We start from the raw sequence: 16,585 nt of genomic DNA, 5'->3' as shown, positions 1-16,585 counted from the left end.
ACGCGGCCAGCTTGTCTGGCCCTTGTCCGGGGCTGCCTGCTGCAGGCAGCCCGCTTGCTTGTTTTTGCGGAGTTCTTGCGTGAACAAAGTCTTGCCACCGTCGATCCACGTGGCGCTGACCGGGACCGCCAGGGGGCGCGGGGTCTTTGCCGGGAAGGTATTCCAGCCGGGAGAGGTGGTCGAGGTATCGCCGGTCGTGCTGGTCGATTGCAAGCATTTCGATCTGCCGGTGGAAATCACCCATTACGCCTTCAGCTGGCAAGGCCTGACCGGCGGCGCATCGCTGCAGGCCCTGGCCCTCGGCTACGGCAGTCTGTACAACCATGCCAATCCGGCGAACATGGTTTACCGCGGCGATGTCGAGAACAACGCCATCGTTTTTCTGGCGGCGCGTCGGATCGAGGCCGGCGAGGAATTGACGATCAACTACAGTGCCCCCGGTGGCGGCGCCGCCTGCGAGGGCGAGCGCTGGTTTGCCCAGCACGATGTGCAGCCTTGCCCGGATACGCCTGCCGACAGCTGAGCGGCGGTCAGTGGGGCATCGGGTCGAGCAGGGCCTTTGCCTCGACCAGGTCGGGAATGTCGATTTCCTGATCGCAGCGGGACAGCCAGTGGCGCAGGATTGCCCGGTTGTCCGGCGAAGGGCTGTGGCGGACCAGGCTGCTGGCGGCGCGTAGCGCCAGTATCGTCGCACCCTGTTCGCGGGCCTGTTCCAGGGCCTCGCCGAATAGCGCGAGTGCCGTCGGGCGGCCGGCGCTGCCGCGGGCGAGCTGGATTTCGCCCTGAATGCGGCGTATTTCCGGAATCAGGTAGTTGTCCTGGGTGTGGACGATGACGCTCATGCAGCGGGCCGCCAGTTGCTCGGCTTCGTCAAGGCGTCCGAGCAGGTGCAGGGCGTCGAGCCAGAAGGCCAGAAAGGTCGCCTCGACGGCGGACATCGCACGGTGCGCCGCCTCGGCAGCCTGTTCGATGAAGGCCAGGCCGCTGTCGTCGCCGGTGGCGCAACGGACCCAGCCGGTGACCAGGGCGGCGGTTGCCTGCCAGAGCTGCAGGCCGTTGCTTTGTGCCAGTTCAGCGAGTTCGCCGAGGTGTTGGCCGGCCAGCTCGGGACGGCGCAGGTGCTTGCCGAGCACGGCGGCAAAGGTCAGGGCGAAGGCCAGCGTGTGCGCGTGCTTGCAGGCGCGGGCCTCGGCAATGGCGGCGTCGGCTTGCGCCAGGGCCAGTGCCGGACGTCCTTCGATCCACTCGATCCAGGACAGGAAGGCGCGGGCCGGTACGGCGCTGTTTTCACCGAAGCGTTCGATCCGTTGCCCGCCATCGTCCATCCGTCCGAGCTTGATGGCGGTTTCCAGGTGGCTCCTGGCTTCGTCGTAGCGGGCCAGCCAGAAATAGTTGTTGCCGTAGGCGTAGGCCACTTGCAGGCGGACGCCCGGATCGTCGCTGTCGCGGGCAGCCTGCTCGAGGTGTCGGGCCAGTGCCAGCGGATGTTCGGTCGAGCCGGTCGAGCGACCACCCAGCCAGAGGCCCCAGAGCACGCGGATGACCTCGATGTCGCTGCCCAGGCGGTCGGAAAGCGCGAGCGCCCCGGCCAGCAGTTCACGGCTTTCGGCGTTGCCGTAACCCTGGGTGGCGAGCAGCGCGGTGCCCAGGCCGACGCGGAGGTGAAACTCGGTTTCGCGCGCTTGCCCGGTGTCGCCGATGAAGCGCAGTGCCGCCAGGCCGTTGCGGAAGAAATGCGCGGCCTGCTGCTGCAGCGAGGCACCGGCAGCCCGGTGCCCGGCGGCCAGCCAGGTGGCGGCGGTTTCCGGGGCTTCGCCGTCGTCCAAATGGATGGCCAGCAGTTCGGGGTGGCGATTGACCCTTTCGCTGAACTGCGAGCGCAATACCCGCGCCAGGCGCAGGCGGATGCGCCGCCTTTCCTCGTTGGGAATCGACTGCAGCGCGGCATCGCGGATCAGTGCGTGACGGAATGACGGCAGGGTCTGGCTGGCGGTGATCAGCCCGTTGTTGCGCAGGGCGGCCAGGCCGGCGTGGAGGTTTTCCTCGGTATCGTCCCAGAGTGCGGCGAGCAGCTGCGGCTCGAACTCCCGGCCGATCACCGCGGCTTGCTGGGCCAGCTTGCGATGACGTCCCTGGGCGTCGATCCGGGTCGCGAGGAGGTCGTGCAGGTTGCCGGGAATGCCCTCCTCGGCCAGTCCCTGGTCGAAGGCGTAGAGCAGCTGTTCGACGTAGAGCGGGACGCCGTCCGAGCGTCGGACGACATCGGCGATGCGGGCTGCGTCGAGGCTGTCGTTGACCAGGCTGCGGGCGAGTTCGGCGGTTTCTTCCCCGGGCAGCGCGGCGAGGGCCAGTTGCGGGGCGTAGTCGCCGATGTGTTCGGGGTGGCGCGAGGTGGTGACGATCAGCAGCGGTTGCCGGCGCCGGCGCCAACGTTCGCTGGTCAGGCGGCGCAGCAGTGCCAGGGTTTCGCTGTCGCACCAGTGGGTGTCTTCGACGACCAGCAGCCAGGGGGCGCCTTCGGTCATGTCGTCGAGCAGTCGGCTGATGCCGTCTTCGATGCGTCCGGTCAGCTGTTGCCCGTCGCTGATGGCGTCGAGGGCGGAGGGCAGACCGAGCAGGCGCTGGATGACTTCGGCATGATCGGCAAGAAAACCCGGGCCGCGCTCGATTCGCTTCTTCAGTCGGGCCTGGCGCTCGGCCTGGGGCAGGTTGGCGTCGTCGCGCAGCAGTCTGGCCAGCGCGGCGGCGATCGGCTGGTAGGTGGCGTGCTGGGTTTCCGGCAGGCAGTGCAGGGTACTGGCGCGCGCACCGCGGCTGCGCAGCTGGCGAACCAGGGCTTGCAGCAGGCGCGATTTGCCGATGCCGGGTTCACCGGTGATCTGGACGCAGGCGATGCCGAGATTGGCCGCGTCGCGCCAGCATTCGAGCAGGAAGTGCATTTCCTGGCGGCGGCCGACCAGCGGGTGGCTGAGCGCGCGGCGTCGGGTCAGGGGGCGTTCGCGCCGTTCGCGGATGCGGATGTTGCCATCATCCACAGGCTGGCCGCCGATGTGCTCGCGAATCTGCTCGAACATCCCGGGCGAGACGTGGATGTCGTTGCGCTGGACCTTGCCGAGCATGGCGATGGCCTGCTGGCTGATGCCGCCATCGACGTCGGGAAAGGCGTAGCGCTCGTCGAGCAGGCTCAGCCCGCGATGCAGCGCCTGGCGGCATTCGATGCGGGAGAAGCCGGAAATGCAGGCGCGGGTTTCCAGGGCGGCGTTGATCGCTTCGCGGGCGGCCTGCTCGCGGGCCTTCGGAAAGCCGAAGTAGCCGACCAGCAGGTTGGCGTGGATCGCCGAAAAATGCCCGTTGTGCCGCTGGACGACATCGCGGACGCTGCCGGCGGCGGCGGCCAGCTCGGAGAAATAGTCCTCGCTGGCGGCGCCATCCGGCGGCGAGATGCGGCAGGCGAGCACGGTCAGCGGACTGCGCTGGAGCACGCGCGCCGGTTGCTGCGGGGGAATGGCCTGTTCGCGGCACAGGCGCTGGGCCAGTTCGGTGGTCCGGCTTTCCGGTTCCAGGCCCATTTCCCGCTGCAGGTAGCGCTGGCAGTCGAGATAGGTCTGCCAGATCTGGCCGTAGTGGCCGTCTTCGGCCAGCAGTTCCATCAGCTGGCAGTAATTGGCCTCGATCCACGGCGTCAGTTCGAGCTTGCGCCGGACGTGGCGGATCGCGGCCTCGCGCTGGCCCTGGCGGGCATGCCAGGCGACGAGCCGGTCGAGCATGCCGATCGCCCGCTGCAGCAGCGCTTCGCGGCGGACCTGCAGCCAGTGGTCGAACTCTGCCGAATCGGCGACCTGCACGCCTTCGAGGAAATTGCCCCAGTACAGCGCGGCTTGTCTGGCCAGCGCCTGCATCGCGGCCGTCGTCTCGTGGTCGCCCGGTGCGTCGGCGATGAATTCGACGAGATCGATGCTGACTCGCCGGTCGGGGAAGAAGCCGATCGAGTTGCGGTTGGCCTGGAGCGGATCGATGCCGATTGTCTCGAACAGTTGGCGCAGCTCGTAGAGGGCGCGGCGCAGGCTGATCCGTGCCGCTTCGCCGCTGGCGTTGGGCCACAGCAGTTCGGCCAGCGCGTCGCGGCGAAACCACTGGCCCGGCGCGGCAGCCAGGTAGCCGAGCAGGGCGCGGATCTTGTCGTAGGCGAAATTGCCGTGCTCGACGCCGTCCAGGCTGAGCGAAACCTTGCCGAGAAGCTGGATCTTCAGTTGCGTTTCGGGACTGGCGCTGGCGGGTGCGTTCATCGTTGCCGTGGGGCGGGAGAGGTGGCTTTGTCGCCCGGCGGGCGGGCAAAAAAAGGGGGAGCTCTTGTCTCCCCCGGGATGGCGCTGGTAGTGGCTTAGCCGGCGAAATTGGCTTCGGCGAACGACCAGTTGACCAGATTGTTGAGGAAGGTCTCGACGAACTTCGGACGCAGGTTGCGGTAGTCGATGTAGTAGGCGTGTTCCCAGACGTCGACGCAGAGCAGGGCCTTGTCGCCGGTGGTCAGCGGGGTGCCGGCGGCGCCCATGTTGACGATGTCGAGGGAACCGTCGGCCTTCTTCACCAGCCAGGTCCAGCCGGAACCGAAGTTGCCGACGGCCGAGGTCTGGAAGGCGGTCTTGAAAGCGTCGAGCGAACCCCACTTGGCGTCGATGGCAGCCGCCAGGGCACCGCTCGGGGCGCCGCCGCCGTTCGGCTTCATGCAGTTCCAGAAGAAGGTGTGGTTCCAGACCTGGGCGGCGTTGTTGTAGATGCCGCCGGCCGGGGCCTTCTTGACGATGGCTTCGAGGTCGAGGGCTTCGTATTCGGTGCCCTTGATTAGGTTGTTCAGGTTAACCACGTAGGCATTGTGGTGCTTGCTGTAGTGGTAGTCGAAGGTCTCGGCCGACATGTGCGGGGCGAGGGCGTCCTTGGCGTAGGGCAGGGCGGGCAGTTGATGTTCCATTGTTTTCTCCGTTGTTTGAGGGGTAAGGCAAAAATTCTAGTCAGCTTCCGCCGGGGCCACAACCTCGGTGACGGTGGCGGCGAGGCTTCCTGCCGCCAGGCTGATTTTCAGGCCGGCACCGGGGTTGACCGTCAGACTGCTGCGCAAGGCCCGTCCGTCGGGGCCGCGGACCAGTGCATAGCCGCGCGCGAGCACGGCTTGCGGATCCAGCTGCTTGAGACCGGCGGCGAGCGCATTTAGTTTCATCTGCCGTTGTCTCGCCTGCCATTCGCTGGCCTGCTGCAGGCGTCGGGCGAGTCGATCGACGGCCTGGTGGCGGAGCGCGGTGCGCGGGGCGGCGAGGTCGGCGCGGCGGGCCAGTGCGGTCAGGCGCAGCGCGTGCTGGGCGGTGCCGGCAAGGAGCGCGCGGCGCAGGCGGTCGCCCAGGCGAGTCAGGTGGTCGTGGCGGCGGGCGAGTTGTTCGGCCGGGTCGACCAGGCGGCTGGCCAGCCAGTCCAGTCGCTGGCGCTGGTCGCCGAGGCGGCGCTCGCCGGCGCGCTGCAGGCGTGCCTGCAGCTGGCTCAGCCGTTCGAGCAGGCGCTGGCGTTCGGGCGCTGCCATCTCGGCGGCGGCGGTCGGCGTCGGGGCGCGCCGGTCGGCGGCGAAATCGGCGATGGTGAAATCGGTTTCGTGGCCGACGCCGCTGATCACCGGGAGCGGACAGGCGGCGATGGCACGGGCGACGGCTTCCTCGTTGAAGGCCCAGAGATCCTCGAGGCTGCCGCCGCCGCGGCAGAGGATGATCGCGTCGCAGTCGCTGCGGCCGGCCGCAGCCAGTGCCGCGGCGATGCGCAGGCCGGCGCCTTCGCCCTGCACCGGGGTCGGGAACAGGCTGATCGCGACCTGTGGCGAGCGCCGGTGCAGCGTCGTCAGCACGTCGCGCAGGGCGGCGGCCTGCGCGCTGGTGACGATGGCCAGGCGGCGTGGAAAGCCGGGCAGCGGACGTTTACGGTCGACCGCGAAAAGTCCCTCGTTTTCAAGTTGTGCCTTGAGTTGCAGGAAACGCTCGAAGAGGTCGCCCTGGCCGGCGCGGCGGATCGCTTCGACGCTCAGCTGGAATTCGCCGCGCGGCTCGTAGAACGAAACCAGCGCCCGGGCCTCGATCTTCTGTCCGTTCTCCAGCCGCCAGCCGAGCGTCTGGGCGCGGCTGCGCCACATCACGCAGCGCACCTGGGCGCCGGCGTCCTTGAGCGAGAAATAGACGTGGCCGGAGGCGGCGTAGGTCAGGTTGGAAATCTCGCCGCCGACCCAGCTCAGCGGGAAGGCGCTCTCCAGGCAGTCGCGGACCAGGCGGTTGAGGGCGCTGACGCTGAGGACGGAGTTATTGACAGGCGGCGGGGCGGTGTGCATGGCCGGATTCTACCCGGCCAGGCCGCGTTGCGATAGCTTCTTGACATTTGTTTTCAAATTCAAGTTATTGATTTTAAACGGTCTTAACGAAATGCCTCGTTTTTTGGCAGGGCAGGAAGAATCCTTGTTTCTTGCGGGTTTGCGGGCTGTCACTACAGCTCTTCCACAGACTTATCCACAGCTTTTGGGGATAAGCCCGGCGGCCGCCGGAAAATCGCCGCGCTTGCCCCTGCGGCGAGGGGGAGGCAGAATTGCGGACTGCAATTTCCTCAAGGACAATGTCACGTGTTTGAAATCGTCAAAGCGGCCGGCTGGCCCATCTGGCCCTTGTTGCTGGCTTCGATCATCGCCGTGGCGCTGATCATCGAGCGTCTGGCGGCCCTGCGCCGTGCCCGGATCGTGCCGCCCGGCCTGCTCCAGCGCGCGGTCGGCGAATTCCGCCGGGGCGGCGACAACAGCAAGCTGCTCGACGACCTCGAGCGCCATTCGCCGCTCGGTCGCGTCCTCGCCGCCGGCTTGCGCAATGTCGGCAACTCGCGCGAAGTGATGAAGGAATCGATCGAGGAAGCCGGCTCGGCCGTCGCCCATGATCTCAACCGCTACCTGACCACGCTCGGCACGATCGCCTCGATCAGCCCGCTGATGGGCCTGTTCGGCACCGTCGTCGGGATGATCGAGATCTTCGGCTCGCAGGCGCCGGGCACCGGCAACCCGCAGCAGCTCGCCCACGGCATCTCGATTGCGCTCTACAACACCGGTTTCGGCATCTTCATCGCGATTCCCAGCATGATCTTCTGGCGCCATTTCCGGGCGCTGGTCGACAGTTTCGTCGTCGAGATGGAGCAGCAGGCGGTGCGCCTGGTCGAGATCATGCACGGCGACCGGAAGTAAGCGATGAACTTCCAGCGCGGACGCGGCCGCGAAGAGCCGGAAATCAACCTGATCCCGATGATCGACGTCCTTCTGGTGATCATCATCTTCCTGATGCTGACGACGACCTACTCGAAGTTCGCCGGGCTCGAGATCAACCTGCCGACGGCCGACGTCAACCAGCAGAACGAGCAGCCCAACGAGATCGACGTGGCGGTCACCGCCGGCGGCCAGGTGCTGGTCAACAAGTCGCCGCTGGCGGCCACCGACGTCAATGCCATCTCGGCGGCCCTGCAGCAGGCGGCCGGCGGTCGCAACGATCCGGTGATCGTCATCAATGCCGACGCCAAGGCCACCCACCAGCGCGTCGTCGACGTCATGCAGGCGGCGCAGTCGGCCGGTTATCCGCACATTTCCTTCGCCACCCAGTCGGCCCAGTGATGCTGGCTGGCTGGCTGCAGCGACAATGGTTCCAACGCCGGCTGACGCCGGCGTTGTGGCTTTTGCTGCCGTTGCTGCTGCCGCTGCACCTGCTCTTCGTCGCCGGTGCCGCCTGGCGCCGCCGACGGGCGCGGCCGGTCCGGCTGGCGGTGCCGGTCGTCGTCGTCGGCAACCTGATCGTCGGCGGTGCCGGCAAGACGCCGCTGACCCTCTGGCTGGCCGGCGAGTTGCGTGCGCGCGGCTGGCATCCGGGCATCGTCAGCCGCGGCTACGGTGCCGCCATGGCGGCGCCCCGGCCGGTGACGGAGGCATCGTCGCCGGCCGAGGTCGGCGACGAACCGCTCCTGCTTGCCCGGCGCAGTGCGCTGCCGGTGTGGGTCGGCCGCGACCGGGCGGCGGCTGGTGCCGCCTTGCTGGCGGCGCATCCCGAGGTCGACGTGCTGCTCTGCGACGACGGCCTGCAGCATTACCGGCTGGCTCGCGACGTCGAACTGGCAGTGTTCGACCGCCGCGCCGCCGGCAACGGCTGGCGGCTGCCGCTGGGACCGCTGCGCGAGCCGCTGTCCCGACTGTCCACGGTCGACGCGGTGATTGGCAACGATTTCGCGGCGCAGTCGCTGGCCGGTGCCACGCCGGCTTTTGCGATGAGCTTGCAGGCCGGCGAGTTCTGGCGCCTGGGCGAGCCAGGGCGGCGCTGCCCGGCGGCCGCGCTGCGCGGCCGCAAGCTCCATGCGGTCGCCGGCATCGGCGATCCGCAGCGTTTCTTCGCCACCTTGCGCGGCCTCGGCCTCGATTTCGTCGCCCATCCCTTCGCCGATCACCATGCCTATGTGGCGGCCGATCTCGCCTTCGCCGACGACGCGGTGCTGCTGATGACCGAGAAGGATGCAGTAAAATGCGCCGGACTGACGACGGGCGAGGCCTGGGTGCTGCCCGTCGAGGCCGGCCTGTCGCCGGCATTGACCGATTTGATAGTGGAGAAGCTGCGTGGACGCCCGATTGCTTGAAATTCTCGTTTGCCCGGTCTGCAAGGGCCCCCTCGAACACCGCAAGGCGGCGCAGGAGCTGGTCTGCAAGCCGTGCAAACTGGCTTACCCGATCCGCGACGACATCCCGGTGATGCTTGCCGACGAAGCGCGCCAGCTGGGCGCCGACGAAGCGTGATCACGCCGGCCTTCAAGGTCGTCATCCCGGCGCGTTTCGCGTCCAGCCGGCTGCCCGGCAAGCCGCTGCTCGATCTTGGCGGCAAGCCGATGGTCGTGCGCGTGGCCGAACGGGCGCACCTGTCCGGCGCCGAGGAAATCTGGGTGGCGACCGACGATGCCGCGGTGCGTGCCGCCTGTGAAGCCCACGAGTTCGCCGCGCTGATGACGCGTGCCGATCATCCGACCGGGACCGACCGTCTGGCCGAGGTCGTCGCCCAGCGCGGCTGGGGCAACGACACCATCGTCGTCAATGTCCAGGGCGACGAGCCGCTGATCGAGCCGGAAATCATCGTCCAGACCGCGCGCCAGCTCGCGGTCAGCGGTGCCGACATTGCCACCGTTGCGCATCCGATCGTCGATCCGGCCGACTTCTTCAACCCCAACGTGGTCAAGGTCGTCTGCCGCGCCGACGGCGATGCCGCCTACTTCTCGCGGGCGCCGGTGCCCTATGCGCGCGACCACTTCGCCCGCGAAGGCGGCGGCCGCAGCTTGCCGGCCGATTTGCCGGCCTATCGCCACGTCGGGCTGTACGCCTACCGGGCGAGCTTTTTGAAGGCTTACGCGGGGTTGACCGTGGCCCCCACCGAGCACTTCGAGGCCCTCGAGCAGCTGCGCGCGCTGTGGCACGGCTACCGGATCAGCGTGACGCTGGTGGACGCGGCGCCGGCACCCGGCGTCGATACCCCGGAGGACGCCGAAAGGATGCGCAAACTGTTTGACCATGCCTGAATAAGCAGGTAAGTTCGGACGTCTAGAGAACGGCGCCATAACAGCCGACAACAAGAATTTTCATACGTAACCAGAGGGACTTTCCATGAAACTGATTCTTTTGGGCGCACCCGGCGCCGGCAAGGGCACGCAAGCCAAATACATCTGCGAGAAGTTCGGCATCCCGCAGATCTCGACCGGCGACATGCTGCGCGCCCAGGTCAAGGCAGGGACGCCGCTCGGCCTGGAAGCCAAGAAGCACATGGACGCCGGCGGCCTGGTGCCGGACGCCGTGATCATCGGCATGGTCAAGGACCGCCTGCAGCAGGACGACTGCAAGAACGGCTACCTGTTCGACGGTTTTCCGCGCACCATTCCGCAGGCGCAGGCGATGAAGGACGCCGGCGTGCCGATCGAGTTCGTGCTCGAGATCGACGTGCCCGACAGCGACATCATCGAGCGCATGGCCGGCCGCCGTGCCCACCTGGCCTCGGGCCGCACCTACCACGTCAAGTTCAACCCGCCCAAGGTCGAAGGCAAGGATGACGTCACCGGCGAGGACCTGGTCCAGCGCGACGACGACAAGGAAGAAACGGTCAAGAAGCGGCTCGACGTCTATCACTCGCAGACCAAGCCACTGGTCGATTTCTACGGCCAGTGGGCTGCAGCGGGCGATGCCGCGGCGCCGAAGGTGCGCAAGATCGCTGGTGTCGGCAGCGTCGACAGCATCACTGCGGCGGTCTTCAACGCCCTGAAGTAAACCGATGGCGGCGAGGAATGCCTTCTACGCGCAGTCGGGAGGCGTCACCGCCGTGATCAACGCGACGGCGTGCGGCCTGATCCAGGAAGCACGCCGTCTGCATTTGCTGCATCCGCAACGGATCGGCAAGGTCTATGCCGGCCACGACGGGATTCTCGGGGCGCTGACCGAGGACCTGATCGACACCAGTCTCGAGTCCGACGAGGACATCGCCCGCCTGCGCTACTGCCCGGGGGGCGCCTTCGGCTCGAGCCGCTACCATCTTGGCCCGCTGGCCACGCACCGGGCCCACTTCGAACGCCTGGTCGAGGTTTTCCGGGCGCACGAGATCGGCTATTTCTTCTTCAATGGCGGCGACGGCACCATGGGCGCCGCCTGGCACCTGTCGCAAACGCTCGCTGCGCTCGGTCACCCGCTGACGGTGATCGGCATTCCCAAGACGGTCGATAACGACCTGGCGCTGACCGACACCTGTCCCGGTTTCGGTTCGGTCGCCAAGTACGTTGCCACCTCGATGCGCGAGGCCGGCTTCGATGTCGCCTCGATGGCGCGCACCTCGACCCGCATCTTCATCCTCGAGGCGATGGGCCGCCACGCCGGCTGGATCGCCGCTGCCGCCGGCCTGGCCAGCGAACGCGAGGGCGATCCGCCGCACATCCTGTTGTTTCCCGAAGTTCCCTTCGACGCCGACCGCTTCCTGGCGCGTGTCGATGCCTGCGTCCGCCGCCACGGCTATTGCGCCATCGCCGTCGCCGAAGGCCTGTGCGACGACGGCGGCTGCGAGATCGGCGGTCGTGCCTCGGACGAACTGCCCAGCCACACCCGGGCCGGCGGTGTCGGCCGTTTCGTGGCCGAGTTGATCCATGCCCGTCTTGGCTACAAATACCATCTGGCGCTTGCCGACTACCTGCAACGGGCGGCGCGCCACCTGGCTTCCGGGACCGACGTCGCGCAGGCGCACGCCCTCGGGGTTGCCGCGGTCGACCGGGCGGTTCAGGGAAAAACCAACATCATGCTCAGCCTGCGCCGGCTCGCCGATCGCCCCTACCGCTGGGAAATCGGCGAAGTGCCGCTGAGCGCAGTGGCCAACCGCGAACACCGGATGCCGGCCGAGTTCATCTCGGCGGACGGTTTCCACATCACCGACGCCTGCCGCACCTACCTGCAGCCGCTGATCGAGGGCGAGGATCCGCCGCCTTATCGCGCCGGTCTACCCGACTACGTCCGCCTGGCCAACCGGCGGGTGGCGCGCCGCCTGCCCGATTTTGTGCCGTAACGGCGGTCGACCGTCAAATTCCTTTGCAATGTTTTGCAATTATGGCGAAAGGCTGAGGTTAGAATCGGGAACCAGGAAAACAGGGGGTAACGAGAGGCATGAGCATTTCTGTGGCGAGCGTGACGACCGGGGTCCGCGAGGATTTGTTGCATCACGATCCCCTGCTTGATTGTCTGGTCGAGTTGACCCGCATCCATGGCCGTCCGGCGACACGGGCGGCGCTCGTCACCGGTCTGCCGCTCGAGGGCGGCTTGCTGACCCCCTCTTTGTTCGCCCGCGCGGCTGCCCGCGCCGGCCTGTCGGCCAAGCTGGTGCGCCGTTCGCTGAGCAACATCGACCAGTTGCTGCTGCCGGCGGTGCTCATGCTCAAGGGCGAGGAAGCCTGCGTCCTGCTCGGCTGGGACGAATCCGGCGACAACGCCCGCCTGCTTTTCCCGGAAACCGGCCAGGGCACGGTACTGGTCGGCCGCGACGAACTGGCGGCGCGCTATGCCGGCGTCGCCATCTTCGCCCGTCCGCATTTCCGTTTCGACAAGCGTACGCCGCAGGTCGGCGAGGTCAAGTTGCGCCACTGGTTCTGGGGGGCGCTGGCCGACCAGTGGCCGGTGTATCGCGACGTACTGGCGGCGGCACTGCTGATCAACGTGCTGGCACTTTGCCTGCCGCTGTTCTCGATGAACGTGTATGACCGGGTCGTCCCCAACCGGGCGCTCGAGACCTTGTGGGTGCTGGCGCTCGGCATCGTCCTCGTGGTCGGCGTCGATTTCGTGCTGCGCACCCTGCGCGGCTATTTCATCGACCTCGCCAGTGCCCGCATCGACATGCAACTGTCGGCGAAGATCATGGAGCGCGTGCTCGGTGTACGCATGGAGGCGCGGCCGGCGGCGGTCGGCTCGTTCGCCTCCAACCTGCGCTCGTTCGAATCGGTGCGCGACTTCATCACCTCGGCGACGGTGACCACCTTCATCGACCTGCCGTTCGCGCTTCTCTTCCTGCTGGTCATCGGCATCATCGCCTGGCCGCTGATCCTGCCGGTGCTGGCGGCGATGATCCTGGTCCTGGTCTACGCCTACGTCCTCCAGCACAAGATGCACGAGCTTTCGGAAACGACCTATCGCGCCGGCGCGTTGCGCAACGCGACGCTGATCGAAAGCCTGACGGCATTGGAAACGATCAAGACCCAGGGGGCCGAGAGCATCATGCAGGCCAAGTGGGAAAAGTCGGTGGCCTTCGTCTCGCGCGTCAACAACCAGATGCGCTTCCTGTCCGCCGCCGCCACCAATGGCGCGATGGAAATTCAGCAACTGGTCAATGTCGCGGTGATCATCGTCGGTGTCTACCTGATCGGCGAGGGCATGCTCAGCATGGGCGGGCTGATTGCCGGCACCATGCTCTCCTCGCGCGCCGTCGCCCCACTCGGACAGATGGTCGGCCTGCTCATGCAGTATCACAATGCCAAGGTCTCGCTGACCTCGCTCGAACAGGTCATGAGCAATCCGGTCGAGCGGCCGGCCGATGCCAGTTTCGTGCATCGCCCTGAACTGCGCGGCGACATCGAGTTCCGCGACGTCGAATTCAGCTACCCGAACGCCCAGGTGGCGGCGCTGCGCGGCATCAACTTCAGCATCAAGGCCGGCGAGAAGGTGGTTGTCATCGGCCGCGTCGGTTCCGGCAAGACGACCTTGCAGAAGATGCTGATGGGCCTCTACCAGGCGACCGGGGGCGCCGTCAGCATCGACGGCGTCGATGTCCGCCAGCTCGATCCGGCCGACCTGCGCCGCAATATCGGCTACGTCGCCCAGGACGTCACCCTGTTCTACGGCACGCTGCGCGACAACATCACCATCGGCGCGCCCTATGCCGACGATGCGACCGTCCTTGCCGCAGCCGAGGCCGGCGGCTTGAGCGAGTTCGTCAATCGTCATCCGGACGGTTTCGACATGATGATCGGCGAGCGCGGCGATTCGCTGTCCGGCGGCCAGCGCCAGGGCGTCGCGATCGCCCGCGCCTTCCTGATGGATCCGCCGATCCTGATGCTCGACGAACCGACCAGTGCGATGGATTTCTCCTCGGAGCAGCAGTTCAAGCAGCGTCTGCAGTCGATTGCGGCGCACAAGACGGTGATCATCGTCACCCACCGCAACAGCCTGCTCGACCTGGCCACCCGGGTGATCGTCATCGACGAAGGCAAGGTGGTCGCCGACGGTCCGCGCGATCAGGTGATCCAGGCGCTGCAGAGCGGTCGCATCGGGAGAAAGTCATGATCGGGCGGCTGAGGCAACTGGCGCAGCGCGTACACCTGTGGCTCGAGCGCATTGCAGTGCGGGCCAAGCCCTACCTGGAGCGCCTGCTCGGGCGTTTGCCCAACCGCGAGGAGGTCGAGGTCGTCGATTTCGCCACTGATGCCGACCTGGCGATGCTGCGTCAGGAGCCGCTGCGGGCCCGGGTGCTGCTGCGTTCGATCGGGATCGTCTTCGTCATCTTCATCATCTGGGCAGCGTTCGCCCAGCTCGACGAAGTGACCCGCGGCGAGGGGCGGGTGATTCCGTCGCGCCAGCTGCAGATCCTGCAGTCGATCGATGGTGGTCTGGTTTCCGACATCCTGGTGCGCGAGGGTGATATCGTCGAGGAAGACCAGTTGCTGATTAAGATCGACGAAACCCGCTTCGTTTCGTCGGTCAAGGAAAACCGGGCGCAGTATCTCGGTCTGCTGGCCAAGGCGGCCCGCCTGCGGGCGATTTCGGACGGTACTGCGTTCGTGCCGCCGCCCGAGGTGATCGCTGAAACGCCGGAAATCGTCGAGCAGGAACGCCAGCTTTATGCCGCACGTACCAGCGAACTCGAGGCGGCGCTGTCGATTGCTCGCCAGCAGCTGGCCCAGCGTCAGCAGGAACTGAACGAAGCCAGCGCCCGCCGGGCCCAGGCCGCCCAGGGGTACGACCTGACCTCGCAGGAGCTGTCGCAGACCCGCCCGCTGATCAATTCCGGCGCTGTCTCGGAAGTCGAACTGCTGCGTCTCGAGCGCGACGTTTCGCGTTACCGCGGCGAGCGCGATATGGCCGGCGCCCAGATCACCCGTGCCCAGGCAGCGATCAACGAGGCTCGGCGCAAGATCGAGGAAGTCGAGCTGAGTTTCCGCAACGATGCCGGCAAGGAACTCTCGGAAACGACCACCAAGCTCAGCGGGCTGGCCGAGGGCAGCGTTGCCCTCTCGGATCGTGTCAAGCAGTCATCGATCCGCTCGCCGGTCAAGGGCGTCGTCAAGCGCCTGCTGGTCAATACCGTGGGTGGCGTCGTCCAGGCCGGCAAGGACATGATCGAGATCGTCCCGCTCGAGGATGCATTGCTGCTCGAGGCACGTGTCCTGCCCCGCGACATTGCCTTCCTCAGGCCCGGGCAGCCGGCGATGGTCAAGTTTTCGGCCTACGATTTCTCGATCTACGGTGGTCTCGAGGGGACGCTCGAGCACATCAGTGCCGATACGGTCATGGACGACAAGGGCAACGCCTTCTATCTCGTTCGCGTACGGACCAACAAGCCCGGTTTTGGCGATGCCAATCTGCCGATCATTCCCGGGATGGTTGCCGAAGTCGATATCCTGACCGGCAAGAAGAGCGTCCTCACCTACCTGCTCAAGCCGGTCTTGCGGGCCAAGAGCGTCGCCATGACGGAGCGTTGATGAACGACGAGATCATCGATAGCGAAGCACGGATGCTGCCCAACTGGCGTGCAGCGATGCCGGCGGCGAACGTCGTCCTGCGTTCGGTGGGCAACCGCGTCCAGCCAGGTGCCGGCAAGATTCGCTGGTGCCGGTTGCGTGCCGGCGAGAAACACACGGATGTCCTGCCGCCCTTGTTCGTCCCCGGCAAGTTCATCGTCGTCCTTGCCGATCAGCCCGACGATGCCCTGATCCTCGATGTTCTGGCTGCCGGCGCCGCCGGTTGCTGCAACACCCATGCCGCGCCCGAGGTCCTGCAGCAGGTGGCCCTGGTCGTCGAGAACGGCGGCCTCTGGGTCGGACAGCGATTGCTCCAGCAACTGATCGGCAACACCGCGCGCATTCTCGGTCAGGGGGCGACGGCAGAGAGCGGCAGCTTGCTCGAGTTGCTGTCCGAGCGCGAGCGTCAGGTGGCCCGGATGGTTGCCGGCGGAGCCAGCAACAAGGAGATCGCCGATCGCCTGGCGATCGCTGAGCGGACGGTGAAGGCCCATCTGACCGCGATTTTCGAGAAAACCGGGGTCCGCGACCGGCTGCAGCTTTCACTCAAGATCAACGGCGCCGGGCGCTGATTGAAAACTGTACTTTGGTGCAATAGGCAATCGGCATTTCGCTCCCTACACTAGGTCATCACCCATAGTGTCAGGAGTTGTGTCATGGCCCAAGCCAACGTTATTGCCAAGGTTTCCTCCCTTACTGGCGAAGCTTATGCCCGCGACAGCGCAGGCAATCTGCGTCGTCTGAAAGCCGGCGATGTCATTCGCGAGGGCGACACCGTCGTCTCCGGTAATGGCGCACAGGTCGTCCTGACCATGGCCGATGGCCGGAACATGGTGGTCAGCGAACGCGAAGCGGTCAAGGTCGATGCCGAAGTCGCTGCCCAGGAAAAACCCGATGCCAGCGACAGTGCGGTCGCCAGAACCAGCGGAGGTTTCGATCAGCTGGCCAGCGCCCTGACCGAAGGTGGCGATCTCGATGCCCTGCTTGAAGCCCCGGCTGCCGGTGAAATCGCAGCCGGTAACGAAGGCCATTCCTTCGTCGAGTTCCTGCGTGTGGTCGAGTCGGTGTCCGGCCAGTCCTACGGTTATGCGACCGAGCGCGGTGCTCCGGAAGATACCCTGCAGGCGGCGGTTCTGCCGGCTGAAGAGCCGATCGTCCTGACGATTGGAGACGCTGATGTAGCGGAAGGCCAGGCGCTGGTGTTTGATGTGGCGTTCAGCACGACGTCGGCGAATCCTGTGGAGCTGAA

At 66.5% G+C, this 16,585-nt stretch carries 15 protein-coding genes; 12 read left to right on the top strand and 3 right to left on the bottom strand.

Annotation, left to right across the window (positions count from 1 at the left end; translation table 11 throughout):
- The first annotated feature begins 79 nt into the window (after nucleotides 1-79).
- Complete coding sequence (locus DFR40_RS14950; protein ID WP_170160243.1) at nucleotides 80-523, top strand: SET domain-containing protein-lysine N-methyltransferase; 444 nt, start codon at nucleotides 80-82, stop codon at nucleotides 521-523.
- 7 nt (nucleotides 524-530) lie between these two features.
- On the opposite strand, the gene DFR40_RS14945 is transcribed toward DFR40_RS14950, so the two are convergent.
- From DFR40_RS14945 to xseA, 3 genes are all read right to left on the bottom strand, one after another.
- A complete protein-coding gene (locus DFR40_RS14945; protein WP_121459304.1) occupies nucleotides 531-4,286 on the bottom strand; it encodes an ATP-binding protein in 3,756 nt (1,251 codons plus the stop codon).
- Nucleotides 4,287-4,381: 95 nt separating this feature from the next.
- Nucleotides 4,382-4,969 carry a superoxide dismutase gene (locus DFR40_RS14940; protein ID WP_028996082.1) on the bottom strand — a complete coding sequence of 196 codons (588 nt, stop codon included), beginning with the start codon at nucleotides 4,967-4,969 and terminating at the stop codon, nucleotides 4,382-4,384.
- Between the two features lie 36 nt (nucleotides 4,970-5,005).
- A complete protein-coding gene (xseA, locus tag DFR40_RS14935; protein ID WP_121459303.1) occupies nucleotides 5,006-6,358 on the bottom strand; it encodes an exodeoxyribonuclease VII large subunit in 1,353 nt (450 codons plus the stop codon).
- Between the two features lie 285 nt (nucleotides 6,359-6,643).
- Here xseA and DFR40_RS14930 point away from each other — a divergent pair, with 285 nt between their 5' ends.
- From DFR40_RS14930 to DFR40_RS14880, 11 genes are all read left to right on the top strand, one after another.
- Entirely contained in the window at nucleotides 6,644-7,249 is a 606-nt protein-coding gene (locus DFR40_RS14930; RefSeq protein WP_121459302.1) for a MotA/TolQ/ExbB proton channel family protein, read from the top strand.
- A gap of 3 nt (nucleotides 7,250-7,252) precedes the next feature.
- The gene (locus tag DFR40_RS14925; protein WP_121459301.1) at nucleotides 7,253-7,669 is read left to right on the top strand and encodes an ExbD/TolR family protein; all 417 of its coding nucleotides are present in this window, start codon (nucleotides 7,253-7,255) and stop codon (nucleotides 7,667-7,669) included.
- A complete protein-coding gene (gene lpxK, locus DFR40_RS14920) occupies nucleotides 7,669-8,676 on the top strand; it encodes a tetraacyldisaccharide 4'-kinase (RefSeq protein WP_121459300.1) in 1,008 nt (335 codons plus the stop codon). The genes DFR40_RS14925 and lpxK overlap by 1 nt, the downstream gene beginning before the upstream one ends.
- Nucleotides 8,657-8,833, top strand: a complete 177-nt coding sequence (locus DFR40_RS14915; RefSeq protein ID WP_121459299.1) for a Trm112 family protein — start codon at nucleotides 8,657-8,659, stop codon at nucleotides 8,831-8,833. Before lpxK ends, DFR40_RS14915 begins: the two co-directional genes overlap by 20 nt.
- Nucleotides 8,833-9,603, top strand: coding sequence for a 3-deoxy-manno-octulosonate cytidylyltransferase (kdsB, locus tag DFR40_RS14910; RefSeq protein ID WP_425453965.1), 771 nt, complete (start codon nucleotides 8,833-8,835; stop codon nucleotides 9,601-9,603). The genes DFR40_RS14915 and kdsB overlap by 1 nt, the downstream gene beginning before the upstream one ends.
- An 85-nt stretch (nucleotides 9,604-9,688) precedes the next feature.
- Nucleotides 9,689-10,342: an adenylate kinase gene (gene adk, locus DFR40_RS14905; protein WP_121459297.1), complete on the top strand. Its 654-nt coding sequence runs from the start codon at nucleotides 9,689-9,691 to the stop codon at nucleotides 10,340-10,342.
- Between the two features lie 4 nt (nucleotides 10,343-10,346).
- A complete protein-coding gene (locus DFR40_RS14900) occupies nucleotides 10,347-11,618 on the top strand; it encodes a 6-phosphofructokinase (protein WP_121459296.1) in 1,272 nt (423 codons plus the stop codon).
- A 98-nt stretch (nucleotides 11,619-11,716) separates the two neighbouring features.
- Nucleotides 11,717-13,882, top strand: a complete 2,166-nt coding sequence (locus tag DFR40_RS14895; RefSeq protein WP_121459295.1) for a type I secretion system permease/ATPase — start codon at nucleotides 11,717-11,719, stop codon at nucleotides 13,880-13,882.
- Nucleotides 13,879-15,297, top strand: a complete 1,419-nt coding sequence (locus DFR40_RS14890) for an HlyD family type I secretion periplasmic adaptor subunit (RefSeq protein WP_121459294.1) — start codon at nucleotides 13,879-13,881, stop codon at nucleotides 15,295-15,297. Before DFR40_RS14895 ends, DFR40_RS14890 begins: the two co-directional genes overlap by 4 nt.
- Nucleotides 15,297-15,908 (top strand): response regulator transcription factor, encoded by a 612-nt coding sequence (locus tag DFR40_RS14885; protein ID WP_211329815.1) that lies wholly within the window; start codon nucleotides 15,297-15,299, stop codon nucleotides 15,906-15,908. The genes DFR40_RS14890 and DFR40_RS14885 overlap by 1 nt, the downstream gene beginning before the upstream one ends.
- Before the next feature lie 84 nt (nucleotides 15,909-15,992).
- A partial coding sequence (locus DFR40_RS14880; RefSeq protein ID WP_121459293.1) for a retention module-containing protein occupies nucleotides 15,993-16,585 on the top strand: 593 nt, incomplete at its 3' end.

It is taken from the genome of Azonexus fungiphilus, from assembly GCF_003634965.1.
GTDB classification, from domain to species: domain Bacteria; phylum Pseudomonadota; class Gammaproteobacteria; order Burkholderiales; family Rhodocyclaceae; genus Azonexus; species Azonexus fungiphilus.
Note: the sequence above shows the minus strand (reverse complement) of the source record. Positions and strands in the feature narration are given on the sequence as shown.

Bases quoted from the DNA above. Each gene is read 5' to 3' on its own strand.
- DFR40_RS14945 (WP_121459304.1), bottom strand. From the start codon at position 4,286: ATGAACGCACCCGCCAGCGCCAGTCCCGAAACGCAACTGAAGATCCAG.
- DFR40_RS14940 (WP_028996082.1), bottom strand. From the start codon at position 4,969: ATGGAACATCAACTGCCCGCCCTGCCCTACGCCAAGGACGCCCTCGCC.
- xseA (WP_121459303.1), bottom strand. From the start codon at position 6,358: ATGCACACCGCCCCGCCGCCTGTCAATAACTCCGTCCTCAGCGTCAGC.
- DFR40_RS14925 (WP_121459301.1), top strand. From the start codon at position 7,253: ATGAACTTCCAGCGCGGACGCGGCCGCGAAGAGCCGGAAATCAACCTG.
- lpxK (WP_121459300.1), top strand. From the start codon at position 7,669: ATGCTGGCTGGCTGGCTGCAGCGACAATGGTTCCAACGCCGGCTGACG.
- adk (WP_121459297.1), top strand. From the start codon at position 9,689: ATGAAACTGATTCTTTTGGGCGCACCCGGCGCCGGCAAGGGCACGCAA.
- DFR40_RS14900 (WP_121459296.1), top strand. From the start codon at position 10,347: ATGGCGGCGAGGAATGCCTTCTACGCGCAGTCGGGAGGCGTCACCGCC.
- DFR40_RS14895 (WP_121459295.1), top strand. From the start codon at position 11,717: ATGAGCATTTCTGTGGCGAGCGTGACGACCGGGGTCCGCGAGGATTTG.
- DFR40_RS14890 (WP_121459294.1), top strand. From the start codon at position 13,879: ATGATCGGGCGGCTGAGGCAACTGGCGCAGCGCGTACACCTGTGGCTC.
- DFR40_RS14885 (WP_211329815.1), top strand. From the start codon at position 15,297: ATGAACGACGAGATCATCGATAGCGAAGCACGGATGCTGCCCAACTGG.